Annotated in this window: 21 protein-coding genes and 1 pseudogene; 9 read left to right on the forward strand and 13 right to left on the reverse strand. The window is 55.0% G+C overall.

Annotated features, from left to right (window positions below):
• Positions 1-112: 112 nt before the first annotated feature.
• Together AC2FH6_RS16530 and AC2FH6_RS16535 are read left to right on the forward strand one after the other, a co-directional pair.
• Positions 113-994: a hypothetical protein gene (locus AC2FH6_RS16530; protein WP_496703690.1), complete on the forward strand. Its 882-nt coding sequence runs from the start codon at positions 113-115 to the stop codon at positions 992-994.
• Positions 995-1009: 15 nt separating this feature from the next.
• On the forward strand, positions 1010-1207 hold the full coding sequence (locus AC2FH6_RS16535) for a helix-turn-helix domain-containing protein (RefSeq protein ID WP_496703692.1): 198 nt from the start codon (positions 1010-1012) through the stop codon (positions 1205-1207).
• Positions 1208-1611: 404 nt separating this feature from the next.
• Here the strand turns inward: AC2FH6_RS16535 and AC2FH6_RS16540 are convergent, their stop codons facing one another.
• The 4 genes and pseudogenes from AC2FH6_RS16540 to AC2FH6_RS16555 form a co-directional block, all read right to left on the reverse strand.
• Entirely contained in the window at positions 1612-3888 is a 2277-nt protein-coding gene (locus AC2FH6_RS16540) for a serine/threonine protein kinase (RefSeq protein WP_496703694.1), read from the reverse strand.
• A 298-nt stretch (positions 3889-4186) separates the two neighbouring features.
• On the reverse strand, positions 4187-5227 hold the full coding sequence (locus AC2FH6_RS16545) for a hypothetical protein (protein WP_496703696.1): 1041 nt from the start codon (positions 5225-5227) through the stop codon (positions 4187-4189).
• Positions 5228-5303: 76 nt separating this feature from the next.
• Positions 5304-6911, reverse strand: coding sequence for a phosphate ABC transporter substrate-binding/OmpA family protein (locus tag AC2FH6_RS16550; RefSeq protein WP_496678715.1), 1608 nt, complete (start codon positions 6909-6911; stop codon positions 5304-5306).
• A 386-nt stretch (positions 6912-7297) separates the two neighbouring features.
• A pseudogene (locus tag AC2FH6_RS16555) lies at positions 7298-7411 on the reverse strand (IS6 family transposase); the annotation flags it as partial.
• Positions 7412-7819: 408 nt separating this feature from the next.
• Between AC2FH6_RS16555 and AC2FH6_RS16560 the strand changes: the two are divergent.
• From AC2FH6_RS16560 to AC2FH6_RS16575, 4 genes are all read left to right on the forward strand, one after another.
• A complete protein-coding gene (locus AC2FH6_RS16560) occupies positions 7820-8269 on the forward strand; it encodes a hypothetical protein (protein WP_271951474.1) in 450 nt (149 codons plus the stop codon).
• A 3-nt stretch (positions 8270-8272) separates the two neighbouring features.
• A complete protein-coding gene (locus tag AC2FH6_RS16565; RefSeq protein WP_142639124.1) occupies positions 8273-8491 on the forward strand; it encodes a helix-turn-helix transcriptional regulator in 219 nt (72 codons plus the stop codon).
• Between the two features lie 37 nt (positions 8492-8528).
• Positions 8529-9152 (forward strand): class I SAM-dependent methyltransferase, encoded by a 624-nt coding sequence (locus tag AC2FH6_RS16570; protein ID WP_282022222.1) that lies wholly within the window; start codon positions 8529-8531, stop codon positions 9150-9152.
• A gap of 72 nt (positions 9153-9224) precedes the next feature.
• Positions 9225-9848, forward strand: coding sequence for a putative glycolipid-binding domain-containing protein (locus AC2FH6_RS16575; RefSeq protein ID WP_282022223.1), 624 nt, complete (start codon positions 9225-9227; stop codon positions 9846-9848).
• A 99-nt stretch (positions 9849-9947) separates the two neighbouring features.
• Here the strand turns inward: AC2FH6_RS16575 and AC2FH6_RS16580 are convergent, their stop codons facing one another.
• Positions 9948-10757, reverse strand: coding sequence for a division plane positioning ATPase MipZ (locus AC2FH6_RS16580; RefSeq protein ID WP_142639130.1), 810 nt, complete (start codon positions 10755-10757; stop codon positions 9948-9950).
• A gap of 211 nt (positions 10758-10968) precedes the next feature.
• Between AC2FH6_RS16580 and AC2FH6_RS16585 the strand changes: the two genes are divergently transcribed.
• Entirely contained in the window at positions 10969-11856 is an 888-nt protein-coding gene (locus AC2FH6_RS16585; RefSeq protein ID WP_282022224.1) for an AEC family transporter, read from the forward strand.
• 79 nt (positions 11857-11935) lie between these two features.
• The gene (locus tag AC2FH6_RS16590) at positions 11936-13522 is read left to right on the forward strand and encodes an MFS transporter (RefSeq protein ID WP_496703700.1); all 1587 of its coding nucleotides are present in this window, start codon (positions 11936-11938) and stop codon (positions 13520-13522) included.
• Positions 13523-13628: 106 nt separating this feature from the next.
• Here AC2FH6_RS16590 and rpmE read toward each other — a convergent pair whose 3' ends face one another.
• Together rpmE and rplS are read right to left on the reverse strand one after the other, a co-directional pair.
• Positions 13629-13850, reverse strand: a complete 222-nt coding sequence (gene rpmE, locus AC2FH6_RS16595) for a 50S ribosomal protein L31 (protein WP_142639136.1) — start codon at positions 13848-13850, stop codon at positions 13629-13631.
• 11 nt (positions 13851-13861) lie between these two features.
• Positions 13862-14245, reverse strand: a complete 384-nt coding sequence (rplS, locus tag AC2FH6_RS16600; RefSeq protein ID WP_142639138.1) for a 50S ribosomal protein L19 — start codon at positions 14243-14245, stop codon at positions 13862-13864.
• Positions 14246-14626: 381 nt separating this feature from the next.
• Here rplS and AC2FH6_RS16605 point away from each other — a divergent pair, with 381 nt between their 5' ends.
• Positions 14627-15430 carry a glycoside hydrolase family 25 protein gene (locus AC2FH6_RS16605; RefSeq protein WP_496703702.1) on the forward strand — a complete coding sequence of 268 codons (804 nt, stop codon included), beginning with the start codon at positions 14627-14629 and terminating at the stop codon, positions 15428-15430.
• A 133-nt stretch (positions 15431-15563) separates the two neighbouring features.
• On the opposite strand, the gene trmD is transcribed toward AC2FH6_RS16605, so the two are convergent.
• From trmD to rpsP, 6 genes are read right to left on the reverse strand one after another with little or no spacing between them, the layout of a single operon-like run.
• Positions 15564-16373, reverse strand: coding sequence for a tRNA (guanosine(37)-N1)-methyltransferase TrmD (gene trmD, locus AC2FH6_RS16610; protein WP_496703704.1), 810 nt, complete (start codon positions 16371-16373; stop codon positions 15564-15566).
• Positions 16370-17185: a hypothetical protein gene (locus tag AC2FH6_RS16615; RefSeq protein WP_496703705.1), complete on the reverse strand. Its 816-nt coding sequence runs from the start codon at positions 17183-17185 to the stop codon at positions 16370-16372. The genes trmD and AC2FH6_RS16615 overlap by 4 nt, the downstream gene beginning before the upstream one ends.
• A complete protein-coding gene (gene rimM / locus AC2FH6_RS16620) occupies positions 17185-17688 on the reverse strand; it encodes a ribosome maturation factor RimM (protein ID WP_271951457.1) in 504 nt (167 codons plus the stop codon). The genes AC2FH6_RS16615 and rimM overlap by 1 nt, the downstream gene beginning before the upstream one ends.
• On the reverse strand, positions 17681-17830 hold the full coding sequence (locus AC2FH6_RS16625; RefSeq protein WP_185956731.1) for a hypothetical protein: 150 nt from the start codon (positions 17828-17830) through the stop codon (positions 17681-17683). The genes rimM and AC2FH6_RS16625 overlap by 8 nt, the downstream gene beginning before the upstream one ends.
• A 4-nt stretch (positions 17831-17834) precedes the next feature.
• Entirely contained in the window at positions 17835-18470 is a 636-nt protein-coding gene (gene bluB, locus AC2FH6_RS16630; protein WP_496703706.1) for a 5,6-dimethylbenzimidazole synthase, read from the reverse strand.
• A 12-nt stretch (positions 18471-18482) separates the two neighbouring features.
• On the reverse strand, positions 18483-18872 hold the full coding sequence (rpsP, locus tag AC2FH6_RS16635) for a 30S ribosomal protein S16 (RefSeq protein ID WP_142639148.1): 390 nt from the start codon (positions 18870-18872) through the stop codon (positions 18483-18485).
• Positions 18873-18901: the final 29 nt, after the last annotated feature.

Consider the following 18901-nt stretch of genomic DNA (forward strand, 5'->3'; position numbering starts at 1 on the left):
TCGTTCAAGATAAGTCAAAGCTGAGCCGTGGGTTTATTTGAAACAATGCTTTGCACTGCCTATACCTGTCCTTGATCCTGATCGAGGACAGGTCGCGATAGAAAGAGGACAAATGGACAGCCCCGGGTTGATCAGTTTCCCCGTGCCGCTGGCGACAGCATTTCTTTGTGGTGTGCTTACCATGCTGGCTTGGCGGCTGGATCTGGGCTTTCGTCTGGCCAACATGTTGTTCTCAGCCTTTTTTGGGTTGGGCGCCTTCTCATCCCTGTTGGTCGGTCTGCGATTTGGCTATGGAGTCGAGGGGTTGATCCCGCTGCAACGCAGTTTGCCCTTGTTCCTCGGACCGCTCCTGTATCTGAGCTTTGCATCGATGGCTGTCGAAAGGCACGACGTCGCCAAGATCGTCATGATGCACCTAGGTGCGCCTTTCATTTTGATTGGGTTGTATCTGCTCTTGGCCAGCGACTTGAGAAGTATGGATTGGGTAATCAGTGCCAGCTATTCGTATTATTGCGTCGCTCTCTTCTTACTTTGGCGGAAGGGGCCCGACGCACTGAGTCAAGCACGGGTCGATGTCACCCAGGCCCTTTCCAACTGGCTTTTACGCGGCATTGGATTTCTCGTCTTTGTACTGGTTTTGGATAGCGCGATCGCAATCGACTTTGCATTCAACAAGGGCGCCAATGCCTCAATGCTGATTTCTTACGGAACTGTTCCGTTGATCTTTCTACTTCTTGCGACGTCAATCACGCTCCCAGTGATGTTTTCCAAAGCCAACGCGGTGTCATACGCAGCGCCAGTAGCCAATACTGAAGATGCGAAAGTCCTAGAACGACTGCAGACATTGATGGATGAACAACAGCTTTTTTTGGACCCCAACATAACTGTCCAACGACTTGCCAAGCGCCTAAGCCTTCCGGTCCGCTCTGTGTCGTCTGCTGTCAACAGAACTCAAGGAACCAACATGTCGCAATACGTGAACGAGTTCCGTTAGGCTCATGCGGCCCGGTTGCTTGCAGAAACTAATGAAAGCGTTGCCAACATCGCTATTCAATCAGGGTTTTTGGCACGCTCCAACTTCTATCGTGCATTCCAACGGGTCTACGGACAATCGCCTATCGAGTACCGCGCACTTCGAAATTCAAAAGAGAAACCACAATTCGACGACCATAATCCGCAAAATTCCAAGCATTCAAACTCGACGTAAATACTTGGTCACAAATCGAATGACAGTAGTCTCGGCTCGAAGCCGCGTCCGTGGCGCAGCCTTCATGCTGCATTAGCAAAGCCACGATCTCAGTGAATGAATGTGCCGACATCAGGCTAGGACTTCGTGCCAATCGCGAATGGAACCGCATAGCTTGCTCATTGCTAGGTCGGTAACCATACCCCTGCTCAGAACACCGGCTTGTTCAGAGAACTTTGGCTCACTTTCACCATATACGGTGAAATGAAACATACCGGTTTCGTTATCTTTGTCTGTTACGCACGCCCAGACAGTTGTGTCGCAAACTTTTCGAAAGACTAGAACCAGTGTTATGCTTTTTCGCAACCCACCTATTCAATGTGGCGTGGTCAACTCGCACACTGCATTCAGCCATGATCTCTCTATTACTTGCCCACGTAGTGCAAGTCCGCCAGCCACAAAGAAGTGCCTCTCCTGACCGTGAACTTGAAGTCAGTCTGGCCGTCATTCAAACCTGCTCGCAGAAGATCGGCAATCGTATCTTGCCCATCGATATTTTCATCTGTCGGAAAATATGCTGTCAGCTGGTCGTTCGGTTTCAGAGTTGTGCCTGGGCCTACATCTTCTGGGACATGAGCCACGCTCGTAACCCATTTTCCATTCTCTGCATATTGAGTTTGAAAAACGACGCCATTCGACAAGGTCGTGTCTTGTACGACACCCAGTGTAACGTCCCGCACTTCGACACCGTCTCTTGGGTTAGAAAGCCCGATGGTCACATCCATGGTTCCCTCTTGCGAAGGAGTAGCCCCAGATTGAAGTAGAACGGCAGCGATGGAGTTCAGATCATTGATTTCAATCCCATTGACAGAGTCAATACGCAGCCCCGCGTGAACCCAAACCGGGGCCTCGCTAGCGACGTATTCCACAGTATCGGGACTATCCGCCGACGCTACAAAAGGCAAAAGAACCTTCCATTCAGACTTCACTGAAGTCGGCCCTAAATCCTGAACGATTTGAGTGGTAGTATCAGCTTCGACATTCGCCTGATCTGTATCGCCAGTGCTCACTTTAGCAGCAACTTCATCGTTAGCCTGCGCGCGCGATTCTGCCTCTGCCATCGCCATTGCGACTGCTTCGATTTCAGCCTGTGCTCGGGCTTGCGCTTCTGCTGCGGCTTTGGCTGCCGCTTCGACTTCGGCCTGCGCGCGAGCTTCTGCCTCTGCCGCGGCTTTGGCGGCCGCTTCAACCTCGGCTTGCGCGCGTGCTTCTGCCTCGACAGCGGCTTTGGCACGTGCTTCGGCTTCGGCTTGGGCCGCCGCCTGAGCAGCCGCTTCGGCCTCAGCCTGTGCACGAGCTTCCGATTCGGTTGCCGCTTTGGCGCGGGCTTCGGCTTCGGCCTGAGCCGCTGCCTGAGCTGCGGCTTCGGCCTCAGCACGCGCTATGGTCTCTGCCTGCGCGCGGGCTTCGGCTTGGGCCAATCGTGCCTCGGCTTCTGCGACCCGTGCGGTGGCATCTGCGATTGCTTCTGCCGTCGCCGCTGCTTCGATCTCAGCTTGGGCGCGGGCTTCAGCTTCGGCAGCCAAAACGTCCTCTTGCGTTGCTTGTGGCTCGGAGGATGGTGAAAATGCTCCGATGGCCAGCACGCCGACTACGGCACCTACAACTCCAAATGCCAGCAGCCCGCCGGTTATTGCGACACGGTTGATTCCGCCGGATGAAGAGACCGCAACTCTAACATCCTGTTCAACGGCGGTCGGTTCGGTCAAGTGATCTATCGCCTCGAGCCACTCATCAGCGGTTTGAAAGCGATCCTTTGGCATCGCCGACATAGCCTTGTCGAGCGCTTCGAGAAAGACGTCATCATACTTATCAAAGCGCCCCTGCAAAGGTTTGCATGGATCGGGCTTTTGCTCGGCAATCGCAGAGACCCGAGTCTGGCTGTCTGGCGCGCGCTCTCCGGTGATCACATGATAGAATGTTGCCGCCAAGGAATAGAGGTCGCTAAACGGCCCTTGCACGCCGTCAGTGACATAAAATTCCTGTGGGGAATAGCCATCCTTGACTGCGCGTAAGGCAGACAAAACACGGTTTGTTTTCCTATTTTGCTCACGCGCAGCACCAAAATCAATCAATACAGGTATCTTGTTGGGTCCGACCAGAATGTTGTCAGGCGATATGTCCCGATGCAACATCCCTTGCTTGTGCATAAATGCGACCGCATCCAGAATCTGCCGCAGGATCGACATGACATCGGCTTCGTCCAGCTGGGTTTCAGCGTCGTCGATTGCGTCCAAAAGGTCCGGGCCTTCAACGAAGTCCAGTGCCATATAGGCGGTGTCGTTGTCCTCAAAGACTTGGTGCACACCAACGATATTGGGGTGATCCATAGTTGCCAGGCGCTGGGCTTCGTTGATGAAGTGCCGCACAATCTGGCGAAGATCTTCTTTGTGTTTTTGCACACGAGCCTTCACCAGCAGATTCTGTCGGCGCGCGAACATGGCTGGAAAACACTCTTTGATGACCACCTTGCGGTTGAGACTGTCATTGGCCAGATAGGTAATGCCGAAGCCGCCGCTGTTCAGGTAGTGGTCAATTTTGTACTGACCATGCAACAACCGGGCGCCTGCAGGGAGGTCGTCTGCGGAAGAGGCTCCGATCATCTGACCCGTATCTTCATCACCAGTCGTTACTAGTTTCATTACGTTGCCCATGCCTCGTCCCGTCCGTTATCGTCCCTTGCACATCAGGAATTATTCAATTTCCAATCACAAAACGTTTCTCAGTTATACACACTCTTTACGCGAGTCCGTTTGTTTCGTGATTTCCAGTATGCACACTGTTCGATCCAAGTTGGTCAGCGTAGGAAGTCAGTACATACAAACGTTTTACTTTTGCTTTACCGGAACCGGAACCATTGAACGGTTAAGCTATTTTGCAAAGGTTCACGACGCCTTCAAACATGTGATAATCTCAATCAAACCTTGTTTTAGCTATATGTTAGATCTTGGCTTTCAGATTAGCGGCAATGCAAGACGATCGAATGCCACGAGAGTAGTGGCGGCGCATGTTGTTTACCAGCTGCGCGAAGATTTCGACCGCACGATTAGAATTCATGAATGTAGCCTGGTCAATTGACCCCTCAACTGGGGTGCGGATGGACATCAGCGTCTTGTAGCCACCTATGATTTCCAGAGCCTGAACCACGCAATCGTAGTCCACTGTTTCACCTTCGCATGAGTCGCAGTAGCGTTTTACGATGTTCAAGTATTTATCGGTTTCACTGATGCGGGAAATGCTTTCGTTCAAGCGAACCAAATCGACACTTTCAGGCAAGTCCGAGCCCCGGCCCAGCATCACTGTTGTGAACTGGTTGGCTTCGTCGGAAAAATGCTGATTGAGGTTCAACAGTCGTGCCAGTCGTTTGAGACCCAACAACCCCGAAACACGTTTGGGATTGGATTCTTCCACAAAGGCCCGCATCGTGATCGCCTTGTTTTCCCGCGCCATATAAGCTTCGATCCACTTGAGAAAACCGGCTTCGGACAGGCCGTAGTTTTCTGAAGGCATGGAATTGATCAGATCAAAACGGCCGTTATTCAGTGTATTCCACAGTACATACTCGGCGCCTTCAATCTCACCATGAGTTTGCAGTGCTATCGCATTGCTGATTGGCTGACGACCAACCCGATATCCAAAGATGGCCTCGCCGTGTTTTTGTAGGGCAGGATTGCTCAGAGCAAGCAACCAGTTTACGGTTCCCTTATCGGGATCCGGTGCACGAAGAAGCTGGTCTCGTGCCTGATGATTGATCAAGTAATCGGAAAATCCTCCAGGTACAGTATCGCGATCGATCTGACCAAGGATCATTTGCGCCGACGTGTTCCCCTGACTGGCAGCTTCCGACAAACCTTGCAGGCCTACGGCCTCGCTACCATTGAGCCAGCTGTCTACTGCGGTTTTGTATGGGTCTTCCTGCGCGACAGCCGCCCCTGACAATTGCAGTAGGAAAACATTGGCCAATACTGCGAGCATTCTCATACGACGTTACTCCATTGAATTATCGTCTTGGTCACTGACCGTTGTATTCCCGTCCCGAAGCTGAGTTGGCGCTTCGCTACTGGGATGTGGTGACAACGTCTCGCAACCAGACTTCCACTCGGCGGTTGATACGGCGACCATTCTCAGTGTCGTTGCAACTTAGCGGCGAGATCTCACCATAACCCAGAGTTCGGATGGTTAACCCGTCCAGGCTGTTGGTAGGCGCTGCTTGTAGCAACGCATTGCTAACTTGTTTGGCACGCTGCTGACTGAGTGACCGGTTGGATCCGCCAGCACCGACAGAGTCTGTGTATCCGATCAAAAGAAGTTCTTTGTTTGTGGTTTCTTCCTTGGCAAGCAACGAAGCAAGGCGCCTTATGTCGTCCTGTGCCCGCGTATCCAGGCGAGAGGATCCGAATGCAAACCGAAAGGTTATAGAACTACGGTCGGCACCGGACAGCTCAGCCGACATTTCCTGCAACTGTTTCAGGGTAACCTCTGCATCGGTTGGCATTACTGCGCCAAGATAGCGTAGTCCCTGCTCATTGGGGCCTTGCAGGGATTCACCAAGTGACACAAAGCCCGAAGCATCAATTGTCTCTTGCGCCTTTTCGCTTTCGAGGAATTGCATGAAGCGGTTCAACTGTGCTGGCGCAGTTTTGCCGGTATATGCATACAAGCGTCGGCTAAGTGGGTATTCTTCTGTCTTGATGGTGAAAGGTGTCGCTGGAACCTGAATTCCACAAACACCGCGAATTGCAAGAACCTTGGCCTCATCAGCACTTGCGAGGCTGGTAATTCCGATACCAAGCGGATCAGAAGCAACTGCTGCAGCCAATTCCGTGTCTGTTTCGAAAAAGCTTGTATCGCTCGCGTATGTTGCGCCCACGGGGTTCATGATCAGGTCATTGAAAACCAAAGCAGTTCCGCTTTCAGGCACTCGCATGTAAAGCTGGATCGGGGCATCGGGCCCACCAATCTGGCTCCAGTTGGAAATGGCTCCGGAAAATATCCGCGCTAGATCCTGCTCGGCGACTGCCCGCAGTTGGTTACTTTGCGATGTAATAACAACTAGACCGTCCAGCGCAAAAATTTTCTCGTTTTCACTCGTGGTGATATCCCCGAGTCCAGCCTGCGATGCGCTCGCCAGCTCGTCGGGTTGAGCAGGGCGTGTGGTCACTGCCAGTGCTGAGTTTCCATCGACCAGTTGTTTGATCCCGTCTGCGGAGTCACCACCCATCAAGGAGACTTCGGCCAAAAACTCGCCTAGTTCGTTACGGAGCAGTAGCTTATCGACACCTTCTTCCTCAGAGCGCAAAGCAGTGCCGCCAATCTCCTCACCGAATTGCGTCGTAAGATCGGCGAATAAGACATCGACCAGGCGAGAAGAACCAGAAATGCCATATTCGACCGGACCTTCGTTCCGACTGGGGCAGGCTTCGCCAATGCATTCAACTTTGAAAGCGTCAACCGTGATTGTACCAACCACCGTTCGGAGTTCGTAATTGGCGCCATCAAAATCTATTAGCTCTCCGGTCAGAGTCATTCCGCCGTCTAAACTGTTCAATTGAACAGTTTCAGCGTTTGCCATGGTCGCGACGGACAACATCAACGCACCAGAGGTAGTTTTCAGGACCCGATTTAACATTTTCCTAACCTCAAACTTCTGATTATTGATTCTCATTTTACTCAAGGTTGTTTCGCAAAAACTGATACAACCTTCATAATTTCTTAATGACGTAGCGGTACCCGGGAAGTTTAGTCAAGGCTGCAGCGGGGATACATAAAATTGCCTTGCTTCCCCCCACTTATGGACACGTTTGAGGCAGATTCTGACCACAGTTGGCGCTCTTTCTTAGCTTGTATCCGAAGCTGACGCGATTCAACGTCGAATTGAGTCGTGATTTTAGGGCTCAGGTTTTCCCTGAGATTTCCCAGAACGAACCTCATACCTTTCTTGCCACGCATTCGCAGCCTTTGACCCAGGTGATTCTTAACTATTTCGAGCACTCGAACGGTTCTGTTACAAAGTTCTGAACCTGCCGAGCGGTTTCAGCAATCGCTCGTGAGTTAGGCCGCGAGCTCGGCGAACTGCCGAAACGGACAGAATCCGGGTGTGAATTGCCCCTTGCGGATTATGTGAGGGACTTCGATATCGTCCAAAGTTGCCGCTGCTGAAGCGAAGGGGTTGTGTCGCAAACTTTAGATGACGCGTACGGCACATGTGTGGGTTCAAGCCATTTAGATCAGCTTCAGCCACACTGGATGGCATTGAGGTAGTCAACATGATCCGGAAGAAACAATTCTCTAGTAATACAACCTCTGGCTTTCGGATGTTTGCTGAGATCGCAGGATAATTGGGTCTAGCATAATGCTGGTTCTAGTCTTCGAAAAGTTGGCGACACAACCTTTGGGCCAGTCGCAAACGCGCAGCACTCCAGTTGGAGTCGTAGATGCCCATCATCGAGCACAAGCTGCAACTACGCTTCGATAGTAAAGTACATTATTTTTGACACTGGGTATAATATTTCATACAAGATGTAAGTAATAATCGACTCACTAGAAGTGTACTGTCCAATAGGGATTTCAGAAATGACCTACCAAGATCGCAATACGGTCGTCTCGATCTTCGTGAACCTCGCCGTTAGTGCATTTGTTGTTTCACGGCTTCTGGATATGAATGCCTCTGGATTGTTTGATGGCCCAGACGCTGTAAACAACTGGGCCCGCATGGTGATCTGGCTGATCCCCTTGGGCGTCGTGGCCACCATCATCGGCACCATACTGTTCAACATTGGGTTTGCGATTGTTACACACGAACCCAAACCCAGCTTCGTCGTTGATGAACGTGACAAGATGTTCGAGCGCCGTGGCAGCTACGCCATCATTATCTTCGCGGGTGCGGGTTTTGTCTCAGCTGTCGTCGCCATGGCTCTCAACGCATCAGCGCTCACCGGCTTCAACATCATCTATTTCGGAATGGCTTTCGGATCCCTGTCAGCAGATATTGTCAAATTTGCTAGCTATCGGCGGGGGTATTGATCCATGGGCAAGCTCAGGATCACCAACAACATTAGACGTCTACGCTTTGACGCAGATGAAATGACGCAAAAAGAACTCGCCGAAAAGGTTGGAGTCACCCGACAAACCATCGTTGCCATTGAAAACGCCAAGTATTCGCCAACGCTCGAACTGGCGATCTTGATTTCTCGTGTATTCGACAAGCCCCTCGAAAAAGTCTTCGACATCCAAGACGCCAGCTAAATCATCGCGTCTGCTGCACCCTACCATAGGAATAGATATGTTCATCAAACCCACCCGGTTCTGGAATCTGATGGCGAGATCCTATGCCCGCCGTCCGGTCCAAAACCAAGCCGCGTATGAATACAAACTGGACATCACTGCAAGACACCTGTCCCCCCAAGATCGTGTCCTGGAATTTGGTTGTGGCACAGGTACGACGGCGCTCATTCACGCCCCAAAAGTCGCCCATATCGACGCCATCGACTATTCATCCGAAATGATCTCAATCGCCCGGGAAAAAGCCGACGCGCAGGGCAGCAAGAACATCAACTTTGAAGTCAGCGCGTTCGAGTGCTGGCCTATTCCGGCGAAGGGTCAACATTATGATGCCGTACTGGCTATGTCGATCCTGCACTTGGTACTGGATCTTGACGCGACACTGGATCGTGTTCGCAGTTCCTTGAAGGAAGGTGGCCTGTTCTTCAGCTCGACGGTCTGCCTGGAAGGTCTCGAGAAGTTCGTCATACCAGCTCTCGGGACCATCGGCCTATTGCCCAAGATCCGCGTCCTGACGCAAGAAATCCTTGTAGAGCGTATGCAAGCTCATGGGTTCGAAATTGAACAAAAGTGGCGTCCCGAAACGGGTTCGACTGCTTTCATCATCGCAAGGAACAGCGGTTAGCTCGTTCGACTTCTGACAACACTGACCCAGCCGTTCATGCACGCCGCCGAGAACGGTTGGAGAGAGCCCTGATTGACCTATGCTGAAACACGCATGAATGTCCGCTATGGGGCAAGCAAAGCAATAGCGATGGTTGAGGCGATGATGCGAAGTACAATGTGGCGACGGATTGACGTCGTGGGCACAGAAGCCTGTTCGGTTAACCGTAACGGAACGTCTCGCGTAATCTCGGGCATGGCTGTCTACGTAGTTGAAAATTCTCCTGTCAGAATAGCTTATTCCGTGACCTGTAATGACGAATGGGAGTGTAGCGCCGCCACCGTACAGCGTTGGATTGGGGCAGATAGGGTTGATCTTGTTTTAGTGAAGCAAGACGATGGTACATGGACCTCGAATGACAAAGTTGTGGATGCTGTTGATGAATTGCTCGACATCGATCTTGGGTTTACACCGGCCACGAACACGAATGCGATCAAGCGACTCCAGCTAGGGATTGGAGATCAGGCAGAGTTCACTGCTGTTTGGTTGGATGATGAAACCTGGACATTCAAACCGCTGAAGCAACGATATGAGCGGCTGAACGAGAATACCTATAGGTACACTTCGATCAATAGTGGATACGAAGCAAATTTGACTGTCGATGGATTTGGTTTCGTTCGAGTTTACCCTGAGTATTGGAAAGCAGTGATAGCTTAGGCCCAACAAGGGCTCTGAAGCTAAAACGATTGCCAGAAACGGACTTTCGTTTTTCCAGGTGAGCGGCAGTATAGTCCGTCTACCCGTCGTAAAAAGCCTCTAAAAATCGATCTCAACACCCGGCAGGTTCAGCTCTTTCATCATGTCGCGCAATTCCTGACGTGCTGCAATGTTCGAAATGTTCAGCTGTTTGATCCCGATATCCTTGAGGTCCAATAGGGTCAGCCCGCGCGGGAACAGCTCTCGGAAAATAACGCGTTCGGAAAAGCCCGAAGCAACCCGGAAGCCGATCCGCTGCGACAGCATCTCGATCGCGCGCTGCATCTTTTCCTTGTTGACCATGCGTTGGGTGCCGACGCGGTTGCGCACTACGACCCAGTCGATGGGCTTCAGGCCGGCTTGCGCGCGCAGCTGTCGGGCGTTCCAGACCATCTCGGAATAGACCGACGGGCCCAGGATTTTCTCACCCTTTGAATCGATGCGCGCCAACAGGTCAAAGTCGATGAAACTGTCGTTCAGCGGGGTGATCAGCGTGTCGGCCAGCGAATGCGCCACCTGGCTGAGGCGGGTATGAGAGCCGGGGCAGTCGATCAGGATGAAATCGCTATCGCTTTCCAGCTCGGACACGGCCGCTGAGAGGCGGTGGTCATAGATGTTCTCGCCGGGTTTCAGCGTGCTTGCGTCAATTTCGGGCAGGTCATGGTGGCGGGGGCTGGGAAGGGTCAGGTCCGCGCTTTTCAGAAAGCTATTCCGGTTCTCGAAATACCGTCCCAAGCTGCGTTGCCGCAGGTCCAGATCCAGGGTGCTGACCTTGTGACCCAGGCGGGCGAGTGCGGTGGCCACATGCATCGACACAGTCGATTTGCCCGCGCCGCCCTTCTCGTTCCCCACTACGATAATATGTGCCATGCCTGTATTCCCAAGTCTCACCGTGTTTGCGTACACGTTGTTGCAGGCCACTATATGTTGTGGAAAGCGGGAAGGGAAGAACCCGAAACAATGTATGGCGGCATAAAAAGGCGGTGTTGCGGAAATCTCAGCCTGCCCACAGGCCGCTGACTTGCGAAAGCCGGGACTATGTTTCAATCTCCAGGCTTAAGGACTGTGAGAAAGACATGGCTTGGAGCATCTGTTTCTGAACGTACTGAATGTGGTGTTGCCGGTGCTGATCTGTGCCGGGGCTGGGTATGCACTGGCGTTGACCAAAACGCCCTTTGACAACAAGGTCATTGGCGCGATCGTTTCGCGGGTTGGATATCCCACACTGATCATCTCGCATCTGTCGGCCACAAAGATCGCTGTTGGAACGTTTCTGGACGTGATGTCCGCTGCGGTTTTGGCGATTGCCGGGTTTGGTGTTCTGGGATTTGCGGCGCTGAAGGTTATGCGCCTGCCGGTGCGGGCCTTTCTGACGCCTCTGATGCATGGGAATGTGGGCAATATCGGATTGCCAATCACCTTGCTTGCGTTAGGCGATGCGGGGATGGCCTATACGATGGCATTTGTAGTGGTCGTTCTTGTCAGCATTTTCACTGCAGGGATGTGGATACCAGCCAAAGAGTTTTCGCCCAGAAAGCTCGCCACCTCGCCGATCATATATGCGGTGGTCCTATCGCTGGTGCTGATGGCCAGCGACTATAGCCTGCCTCAGCCTGTTGCGAAGTCATTCGATATCCTGGGTGGGCTTTCCATCCCGCTGATGCTGCTGACATTGGGCCACACATTGGCCAGCCTTCGGGTCAACCGCCTTGGGCGTGCGGTGATGCTGACCGCTTTGCACCTGGTGATGGCAGTTGCAATCGCCAGCGGGTTGGTCTGGGCCTTCGGCTTTACAGGCGCTGAGCGCGGCGCGGTGATCCTGTGCTGTTTGATGCCGTCATCGGTGGCGACCTATTTGTTCATAGACCAGCATGTGCCGGAATACGGCCCCGATGTTGCCGGGTTCATACTGGTTTCGACCCTGACAACGATCATCGCTTTGCCACTGGCGCTGTCCTACTGGATCTAAAGCTAGGCGGTTTGCACATTCCTGCTAAGCTGTCGGTGTGGCGATCCATAGTCGTTGCACGTATTTTAGGACGTATTTGATGTTACAAACGAATTCATCTGATGTCGGCGCACGCGTTGTATTGGTCATGACGGCGATTTGCATGGTTGTTGTTGGCTTCAATTCCACGGCGGTTGCGACCATCCTGCCTGATCTTAAGAATGAGTTCGATCTGTCGCCTTCGGACCTGCAATGGGTCATGGCCATCTATACCGTGGTCAGTGCCACGCTGGTGACGATTATCAGTCGGCTGGGTGATATCACGGGCAAGCTGGGCGTGTTTCTGGTTGGCATGATCGTTTTTGCCATAGGCTCTGCCTCGGCCTTGTTCGCGCAGGACGGGGCGATGATGCTGTTTGGCCGTGGGGCGCAGGGGGCAGGGGCCGCAGCGCTGTTTGGCACGTCGTTGCCCTTGTTGACCGCCGCCACTCCGGAAGAGAAACGCGCCAGCGTTACCGGGGCGTGGGGCGCCATCGTCGGATTGGCGATCGGGATCGGCCCAATCCTGGGCGGCACATTCGCCCATTACATCAGTTGGAGAGCCGTATTCGCCACCGATCTGATCCTGCTGACCACCGCGTTTTTCATCGGGTTGACCGTGAGAAAACGGAACTATGTCCCAAACACGCGGCTGGCCGGGGCCCGGTTCGATTATCTTGGGGCTGTGGCGATTGTGCTGTTTTTGGGCCCGCTGTCCTTTGCCCTGAGCAATGGGGAAAGTGGCGGATGGCGAGCACCGTTGACTCTGGTGCCGCTGGGTGTCGCCATGCTGGCCTTGGTCGGCTTGGTGCTGGCCTCGCGCCGCAGCGAAGATCCGTTGGTCGAACTGCGCTATTTCCTCCATCCACGCTATTTCATGGCGGCGGCGGGGATGTTCCTAACCGGCTTTATGCTGTTTGGCTTTTTCGTCTATTTCAACACCTTCGTCCAATCGCCGGATACCTTCGGCTACACGTCCATCGGGGCAGGGCTGGCGATTATGCCGCTGAGCCTGAGCATGTTCGCGGTCTCGGTCATCGCGCCCCGGTTTCTGGCGCCCTACAGCTTTCAGTGGCCCGTAGTGATTGGGCTGAGTGCTATGGCGGTTGGGTTTTTGTTGCTGACCACGATCACAGTGCCCACTCAATATGCGCAGATATGGTGGAAATTGATGATCGTCGGCATTGGCCTTGGCATCTGTTTTTCGCTGCTGCCGCGTCTTGGGTTGCGGCTTTTGCCGGACGAGCATGTAGGGCAGGGGTCAGGTGTGATCAATGCCTGTCTATACTTCGGGGCCACGCTGGGGGCTGTGGTCTGCGGCCTGGCCGAGGCCATCACTTCGCGCCGGGGTCTGACCGAAGTGATTGACGCGCTTCCGGCTGGCTCGACCCCGCGCGAAGATCTGGCCCATGCGCTGACCCACGGAACGCCCAGTCAGATCCAGCAGTTGATCGCAGGCATGGATCCAACATCGGGAAGTGCTCTGGCAAAGGCCTTGCGCGACCTGCAGGACAACGCATTTGACAGCGCCATGATGGTGACGGCGATTGCGGCGCTGATCGGCGTGACGCTGGGGTTGATGTTGCTGCGCGGCCCTGTGCCCCCGGTGCACAGCGCGGCGGATCTGACACGCGCGACGAAACCCTGAGGGATTGATCCTGACGCGTTTCTTGCCAGGGCGGTGTCAGAGGTTTCGGGTAAAACGAAAAAGGCCGCCCAGAGGGGCGGCCTTTCGCATTCGAAACGGGTCAGGCTTAGAAGCCCAGACCTTCGTATTTCTTTTTGAACTTCGACACACGGCCACCGGCGTCCATCAGACGCGCGCCGCCACCGGTCCATGCGGGGTGCACGGAGGGGTCGATTTCCAGAGCCAGCTGATCGCCTTCGGAGCCCCAGGTGGATTTCATCTGAACTATGGTGCCATCGGTCATTTTGACGTCGATGACGTGATAATCGGGATGGATGTCTTTTTTCATCTTTCCGTTCCTTACGCTTCGGCGCCAGCTTTGGGCTTGTAGTTGGTGACCTCTGCGATACGTGCGGATTTACCGCGACGAGTGCGCAGATAGTACAGTTTGGCGCGACGAACGCGGCCACGGCGGACAACGGTGATGCTGTCGATATTGGTTGAATACAGCGGGAACACACGCTCCACGCCTTCACCAAAGGAAATCTTGCGCACGGTGAACGCACCGGCGATGGTGTTGCCACCTTTACGGGCGATGCAGACGCCTTCGTAGTTCTGAACACGGGTGCGCGACCCTTCGGTCACTTTAAAGCCGACACGAATGGTGTCACCGGCTTTGAAATCGGGGATGTCTTTCCCCAGGGCGGCAATCTGTTCCGCCTCAAGCTGTGCGATCAGGTCCATCGCAGGTTCTCCTATCTGCTCGTGGTTGGTCCACGAAGTTTGGGCACGGCCTGAGAGCTCTTGGTCTTCACCGGGTCCTGCGTACAGCCCGCCAGAGGTCAGATCGAATGTTCACTTGGTCTCTGGCCTGCCCGCCGCGCCGTGGCTGAAGAAAGCTGGGCGTCACGACATGATGCAAACCAAAACACCGGAGTCGCGAAGTTGCGGCACCGGATTGCGGTCATTTACGGGCATCGGGGGCAGGGATCAAGCCTAAATCGCGACGCAAGGCGGGGAAAACGGTGGGTTTCCGCCGCACGCAAACAGAACCATTGCCTTGCGGGGCTGATCAGGCAAACTGGATGTAATTATAAGAGCAGTCATTTGATACAGGATTAGATCATGCGCACAGCATTGATGCTCGCCGTCATAGCCTTTGCGACCCTGTCCTGCGGTCGCAGCAGCCCGCCGCCGCAACTGGTCGAGGCCCAGTCGTTTCCAGATGCTACGCCGCCCGCTGTGATCTTCCCAGCCTTTGCAGATGCAGACCCCCACGAATGGGAAGGGAGACATCCGGGGCATTACCCGGTGCACGGGCTGGACGTATCGCGCTGGCAAGGAGCGATAGACTGGCGCACCGCCAAGCAGTCAGGCGTTAGTTTCGTCTTTATCAAAGCGACCGAAGGGGGCGATGTGGCCGACCCCATGTTTGCCAGCCATCGGCAAGGTGCGCAGGCTGCGGGCGTGCCGTGGGGGGCATATCATTACTACTATTTCTGCCGGTCGGCGCGGGAACAGGCCCGCTGGTTCATCCAGAACGTACCCAAGGGATCGGATCTGCCACATGTGCTGGACATGGAGTGGACCCCGCATTCTAAGACCTGCACCCTGCGCCCCGATGGTGCGACGGTCCGGGCCGAGGCTCAACGGTTCCTGGATATCCTCGAACGCCACTATGGGCGCCGTCCGATCGTCTATACGACGGTGGATTTCTATGGTGATACGAATATCGGGCGGCTGCCCAAGACCGAGTTCTGGTTGCGTTCGGTCGCCGGTCATCCGCGAAATGTGTATCCCAAAGCGGTGTGGCGGCTCTGGCAATACACCGGCACCGGGCTGGTGCCCGGTGTTCAGGGGAGGGTTGATATCAATGTCTTCAACGGGCCACCGGAAATCTGGGCGCGCTGGAAATCTGGTAGCCCTTAGACTTTGGGCACCCCATAGGTTTCGATGGTGTCGCCCACGACGAAGTGATCAAGCCTGCATTCGCGCTTTTCCCCCCCGAATAATTCTGCAACCGGGACCGCTCAGCTGCGGGGCTCATGTCACACGGGGGATGTCAGTCAGACGTCTCTTCCTGTTCACCCAGATAGGCCTCCCACAGATCGGGTCGCCGTTCGCGGGTGATCTGTTCGGACATATCGTGACGCCATTCGGCGATGCGACCATGATGGCCTGACATCAAAATCTCGGGGATTGGGCGGCCTTTCCATTCGGCCGGGCGGGTGTACTGGGGGTGCTCCAGCAGGCCCGACGAAAAACTCTCTTCTTCGGCCGAGGCCTGATTGCCCAGAACGCCGGGGATCAGACGCACCGTGGCGTCGATCAGCGCTTGCGCGGCAATCTCGCCTCCGGTCATCACGAAATCCCCTAGCGAGACCTCTTGGACGCCGTAATGCTCCAGCACCCGTTCATCAACACCTTCAAACCGCCCACATAGCAGGGTCATGCCATCACAGCGCGCGAGGTTCTGCATCATGCACTGGTCCATGCGGCGACCGCGCGGGCTAAGGTAGATCAGAGGCCAGTTTCCTTGCGCCTCGGTCATCGTGTGCTCGATTGCTTCGCCCAATACATCTGAGCGCAACACCATCCCCGCTCCGCCGCCGGCCGGGGTGTCGTCCACATTGCGATGCTTGCCGACACCGAACTGACGCAGGTCAACGGTTTCCAGCTGCCACAACCCTTCTTGCAGGGCTTTTCCAGTCAGGCTTTCGCCAAGAACTCCGGGAAAGGCCGACGGAAACAAGGTGATGATCTTGGCCTTCCACACCCCATGCAAATCGGGCGTGGGCGTAAGCAGTTCGCGCGGTTTCAGCGTAGGACGGATCGCCTTGCGACCATGAGATTTCGGGGACGTATCAGTCATGATGTACCAATCAGGTCTGTCTGCGCGCGTTCAATCACGGCAGTCTTTTGCGCAACCAGAGCCGCTTCGTCCAGGCGCGAACGGTTCAGTTCCAGCAACTCGGACAGGACGTCTTCGGGGAGCCGGGTATTGACCTGGGTCGGAGGCACCAGAAGGTTGGCCTTGTCACGCGACAGGTCCATAAATTCGGCAAAGGGGTCGCCAGGTCCAAGCCGTCGCAGTTGCAAATCTTCCAGCCATTCAGTCGTAACAGAGACGGAAGGCAGCTTTTCCTTGATGCGGCTGACGGTGTCTTGCAGCGGGGGCAGGTGGTCCAGGTTGTCGCGAAAGGTTTCAAAGTCAAAAACCTGTCGCATCCGTTCCAGATCATGTGCCCACAGGCTGCGCAACCAGCCTCCGCGCTGGCGCAGAGACAGGTATATCGTGATCTCAACCTCTTGCCCTGAAAATCGCTGGCGAATTGAATCCACCAGACAGGCAGCCAGATCGGGGGCCGCAGCATAGCCTTGGTCGATATTGCGGCTGGGCCTGAGGCCGGCGAAGTTTTCTTCGCTCAGGATCAGTCCCCGCTTGTCGCCGAAATCCAGGCTGTCCAGAAATTCGCGCAACTGACTGCCAAACTCGGAGAGGGTTCCCACTGTTCCATAGACGGAATGGTTGGTGGCCGCGCGGGACAGGCCGGAATTGCGGGTGCGATACGGTAGGACCAGCGCAAAATGCGGCCAAATCAGCTCGCGATTTTCATAGAGGAAGGATTGCGCTGCTGTTGTGCCAGTTTTGTGCAGGCCCAGATGCAGCAGGACCCGACGCATCAGATCAGCCCTTCGGGCGGGTCGGCGACGATGCGGCCCTGTTCCAGATCAACTGTAGGAACCGACTCGAGTGTGAACGGTAGCAAAACAGTGGAATTCAGGCCCGGCCCGTGCAATTCCAACAGGTCCGCCGCACCGTGGTTCTGGACAGATTTAACCTGACCCAGCAACGCGCCCCCTGTGTCATAGACCGCAAGCCCGATTAGATCTGTGTGGTAGAACTCGTCATCAGGTAGCGAAGGCAACTGATCGCGCCGCGCAAACAGGCGCAGCCCCTTCAGGTCGTCTGCCTGTTCCTTGGTTTCAACTCCGCCCAATCTGGCGGCAAAGCCATTCTTGATTGGACGAGTCAGGACCAGCGGATAGCGTTCCGCGCCCTGTTCATCCGTCAGCGGCGAATAGGCTTCGATATCCTCAGGGATCGCGCAATAGCTTTTCAGGCGCACTTCGCCGCGCACCCCGTATGAGCCCGCAACACTTCCTACGCAGATCAGGTCATTCATTTGGTCCATCCACCGTCACACATAGCCCGTCTTGCCATAACCCGCGTGCCTCACACGCTTCGCGCTGGTTCGAGCGTTCGAAAAACACGCCCACAATAAAGGCGATCATCAACAGGATAGGAAGCCGTAATAGTCCGAACATACGTCTATCGTACCTCCACAAGCAGGTTGTCGTCGCGGAATTCCCAGCCAGATTGCTGCAACTCGGGGGTTTCCGAGTGCTCTTCGGGCCATCCGACACAGAAGTAACCGATCAACCGCCAGCTATCCGACACATTCAGATCACGCGCCATTTGTTCGGGATCCAGAATAGACACCCATCCCAACCCCATCCCTTCGGCCCGCAACGCAAGCCAGAACAGGGTGACTGCCGAGACCACGGAATAGCGCCGCATCTCGGGCATCGAACCTGCACCCAAACCGCGCCCCTTGTCGGTGGAATCGTCGCAGAACACGGCCAGCTGCACCGGTGCTTCCTGCATTCCCGTCAGTTTCAGCTGACTGTAGAGCCGCGCATTGTCGCCCGAGTATCCCTTTAGGGCCTGGGCATTCGCCGCCTGAAAGTTCTTAAGCGCAGCCTCACGCGCGGCGGTACTTTCGACTCGGACCACACGCCAAGGCTCGCTGAGCCCCACAGAAGGCGCCAGTCGAAACGCGTCGAGGCAGCGCGTCAGCACTGCCTCGTTCACAGCTTCGTCGCGAAACCGGCGCACGTCGCGCCGGAGCCGCAACAACAGATCGAACTGCGCGCGAAAATCGTCGGTAAAGGTCTGATCCCGCACGCGCCGCCCTGCTTACTCTTCTGCTGCTGCTTCTTCAGCAGGCGCAGCAGCAGCTTCGGCAGCTTCAGCGGCCTTTGCAGCTTTTTCTTCCGCGCGCTCCTGAGCTTTCTTGCCCGGGGTACCCTTGTTGGGGTTGCTACGCTCAGCTTTTTCCTTGGCGCCGGCTGCTTCCAGCATGCGGGCGATCCGGTCGGTGGGCTGGGCGCCCTGGTCCAGCCAGTACTGGATGCGCTCCATGTCCATTTTAACGCGCTCTTCGTTGTCTTTCGGCAGCAGCGGGTTGTAGGTGCCCAGCTTTTCGATGAAACGGCCGTCGCGCGGCATGCGGCTGTCGGCAGCCACGATGCGGTAGAAGGGACGCTTTTTCGAGCCGCCGCGGGCGAGACGAATTTTCATTGCCATGGTGGTATCTCCTTTAGATGGCGTGTGCC

This window comes from Ruegeria sp. CDSC045 (assembly GCF_059610725.1).

What these genes read in the sequence shown, in the direction of transcription:
- AC2FH6_RS16530 (WP_496703690.1), top strand. Translation starts at nt 113, where the DNA reads ATGGACAGCCCCGGGTTGATCAGTTTCCCCGTGCCGCTGGCGACAGCA.
- AC2FH6_RS16540 (WP_496703694.1), bottom strand. Translation starts at nt 3,888, where the DNA reads ATGAAACTAGTAACGACTGGTGATGAAGATACGGGTCAGATGATCGGA.
- AC2FH6_RS16545 (WP_496703696.1), bottom strand. Translation starts at nt 5,227, where the DNA reads ATGAGAATGCTCGCAGTATTGGCCAATGTTTTCCTACTGCAATTGTCA.
- AC2FH6_RS16550 (WP_496678715.1), bottom strand. Translation starts at nt 6,911, where the DNA reads ATGAGAATCAATAATCAGAAGTTTGAGGTTAGGAAAATGTTAAATCGG.
- AC2FH6_RS16560 (WP_271951474.1), top strand. Translation starts at nt 7,820, where the DNA reads ATGACCTACCAAGATCGCAATACGGTCGTCTCGATCTTCGTGAACCTC.
- AC2FH6_RS16565 (WP_142639124.1), top strand. Translation starts at nt 8,273, where the DNA reads ATGGGCAAGCTCAGGATCACCAACAACATTAGACGTCTACGCTTTGAC.
- AC2FH6_RS16570 (WP_282022222.1), top strand. Translation starts at nt 8,529, where the DNA reads ATGTTCATCAAACCCACCCGGTTCTGGAATCTGATGGCGAGATCCTAT.
- AC2FH6_RS16580 (WP_142639130.1), bottom strand. Translation starts at nt 10,757, where the DNA reads ATGGCACATATTATCGTAGTGGGGAACGAGAAGGGCGGCGCGGGCAAA.
- AC2FH6_RS16590 (WP_496703700.1), top strand. Translation starts at nt 11,936, where the DNA reads ATGTTACAAACGAATTCATCTGATGTCGGCGCACGCGTTGTATTGGTC.
- rpmE (WP_142639136.1), bottom strand. Translation starts at nt 13,850, where the DNA reads ATGAAAAAAGACATCCATCCCGATTATCACGTCATCGACGTCAAAATG.
- rplS (WP_142639138.1), bottom strand. Translation starts at nt 14,245, where the DNA reads ATGGACCTGATCGCACAGCTTGAGGCGGAACAGATTGCCGCCCTGGGG.
- AC2FH6_RS16605 (WP_496703702.1), top strand. Translation starts at nt 14,627, where the DNA reads ATGCGCACAGCATTGATGCTCGCCGTCATAGCCTTTGCGACCCTGTCC.
- trmD (WP_496703704.1), bottom strand. Translation starts at nt 16,373, where the DNA reads ATGACTGATACGTCCCCGAAATCTCATGGTCGCAAGGCGATCCGTCCT.
- AC2FH6_RS16615 (WP_496703705.1), bottom strand. Translation starts at nt 17,185, where the DNA reads ATGCGTCGGGTCCTGCTGCATCTGGGCCTGCACAAAACTGGCACAACA.
- rimM (WP_271951457.1), bottom strand. Translation starts at nt 17,688, where the DNA reads ATGAATGACCTGATCTGCGTAGGAAGTGTTGCGGGCTCATACGGGGTG.
- AC2FH6_RS16625 (WP_185956731.1), bottom strand. Translation starts at nt 17,830, where the DNA reads ATGTTCGGACTATTACGGCTTCCTATCCTGTTGATGATCGCCTTTATT.
- rpsP (WP_142639148.1), bottom strand. Translation starts at nt 18,872, where the DNA reads ATGGCAATGAAAATTCGTCTCGCCCGCGGCGGCTCGAAAAAGCGTCCC.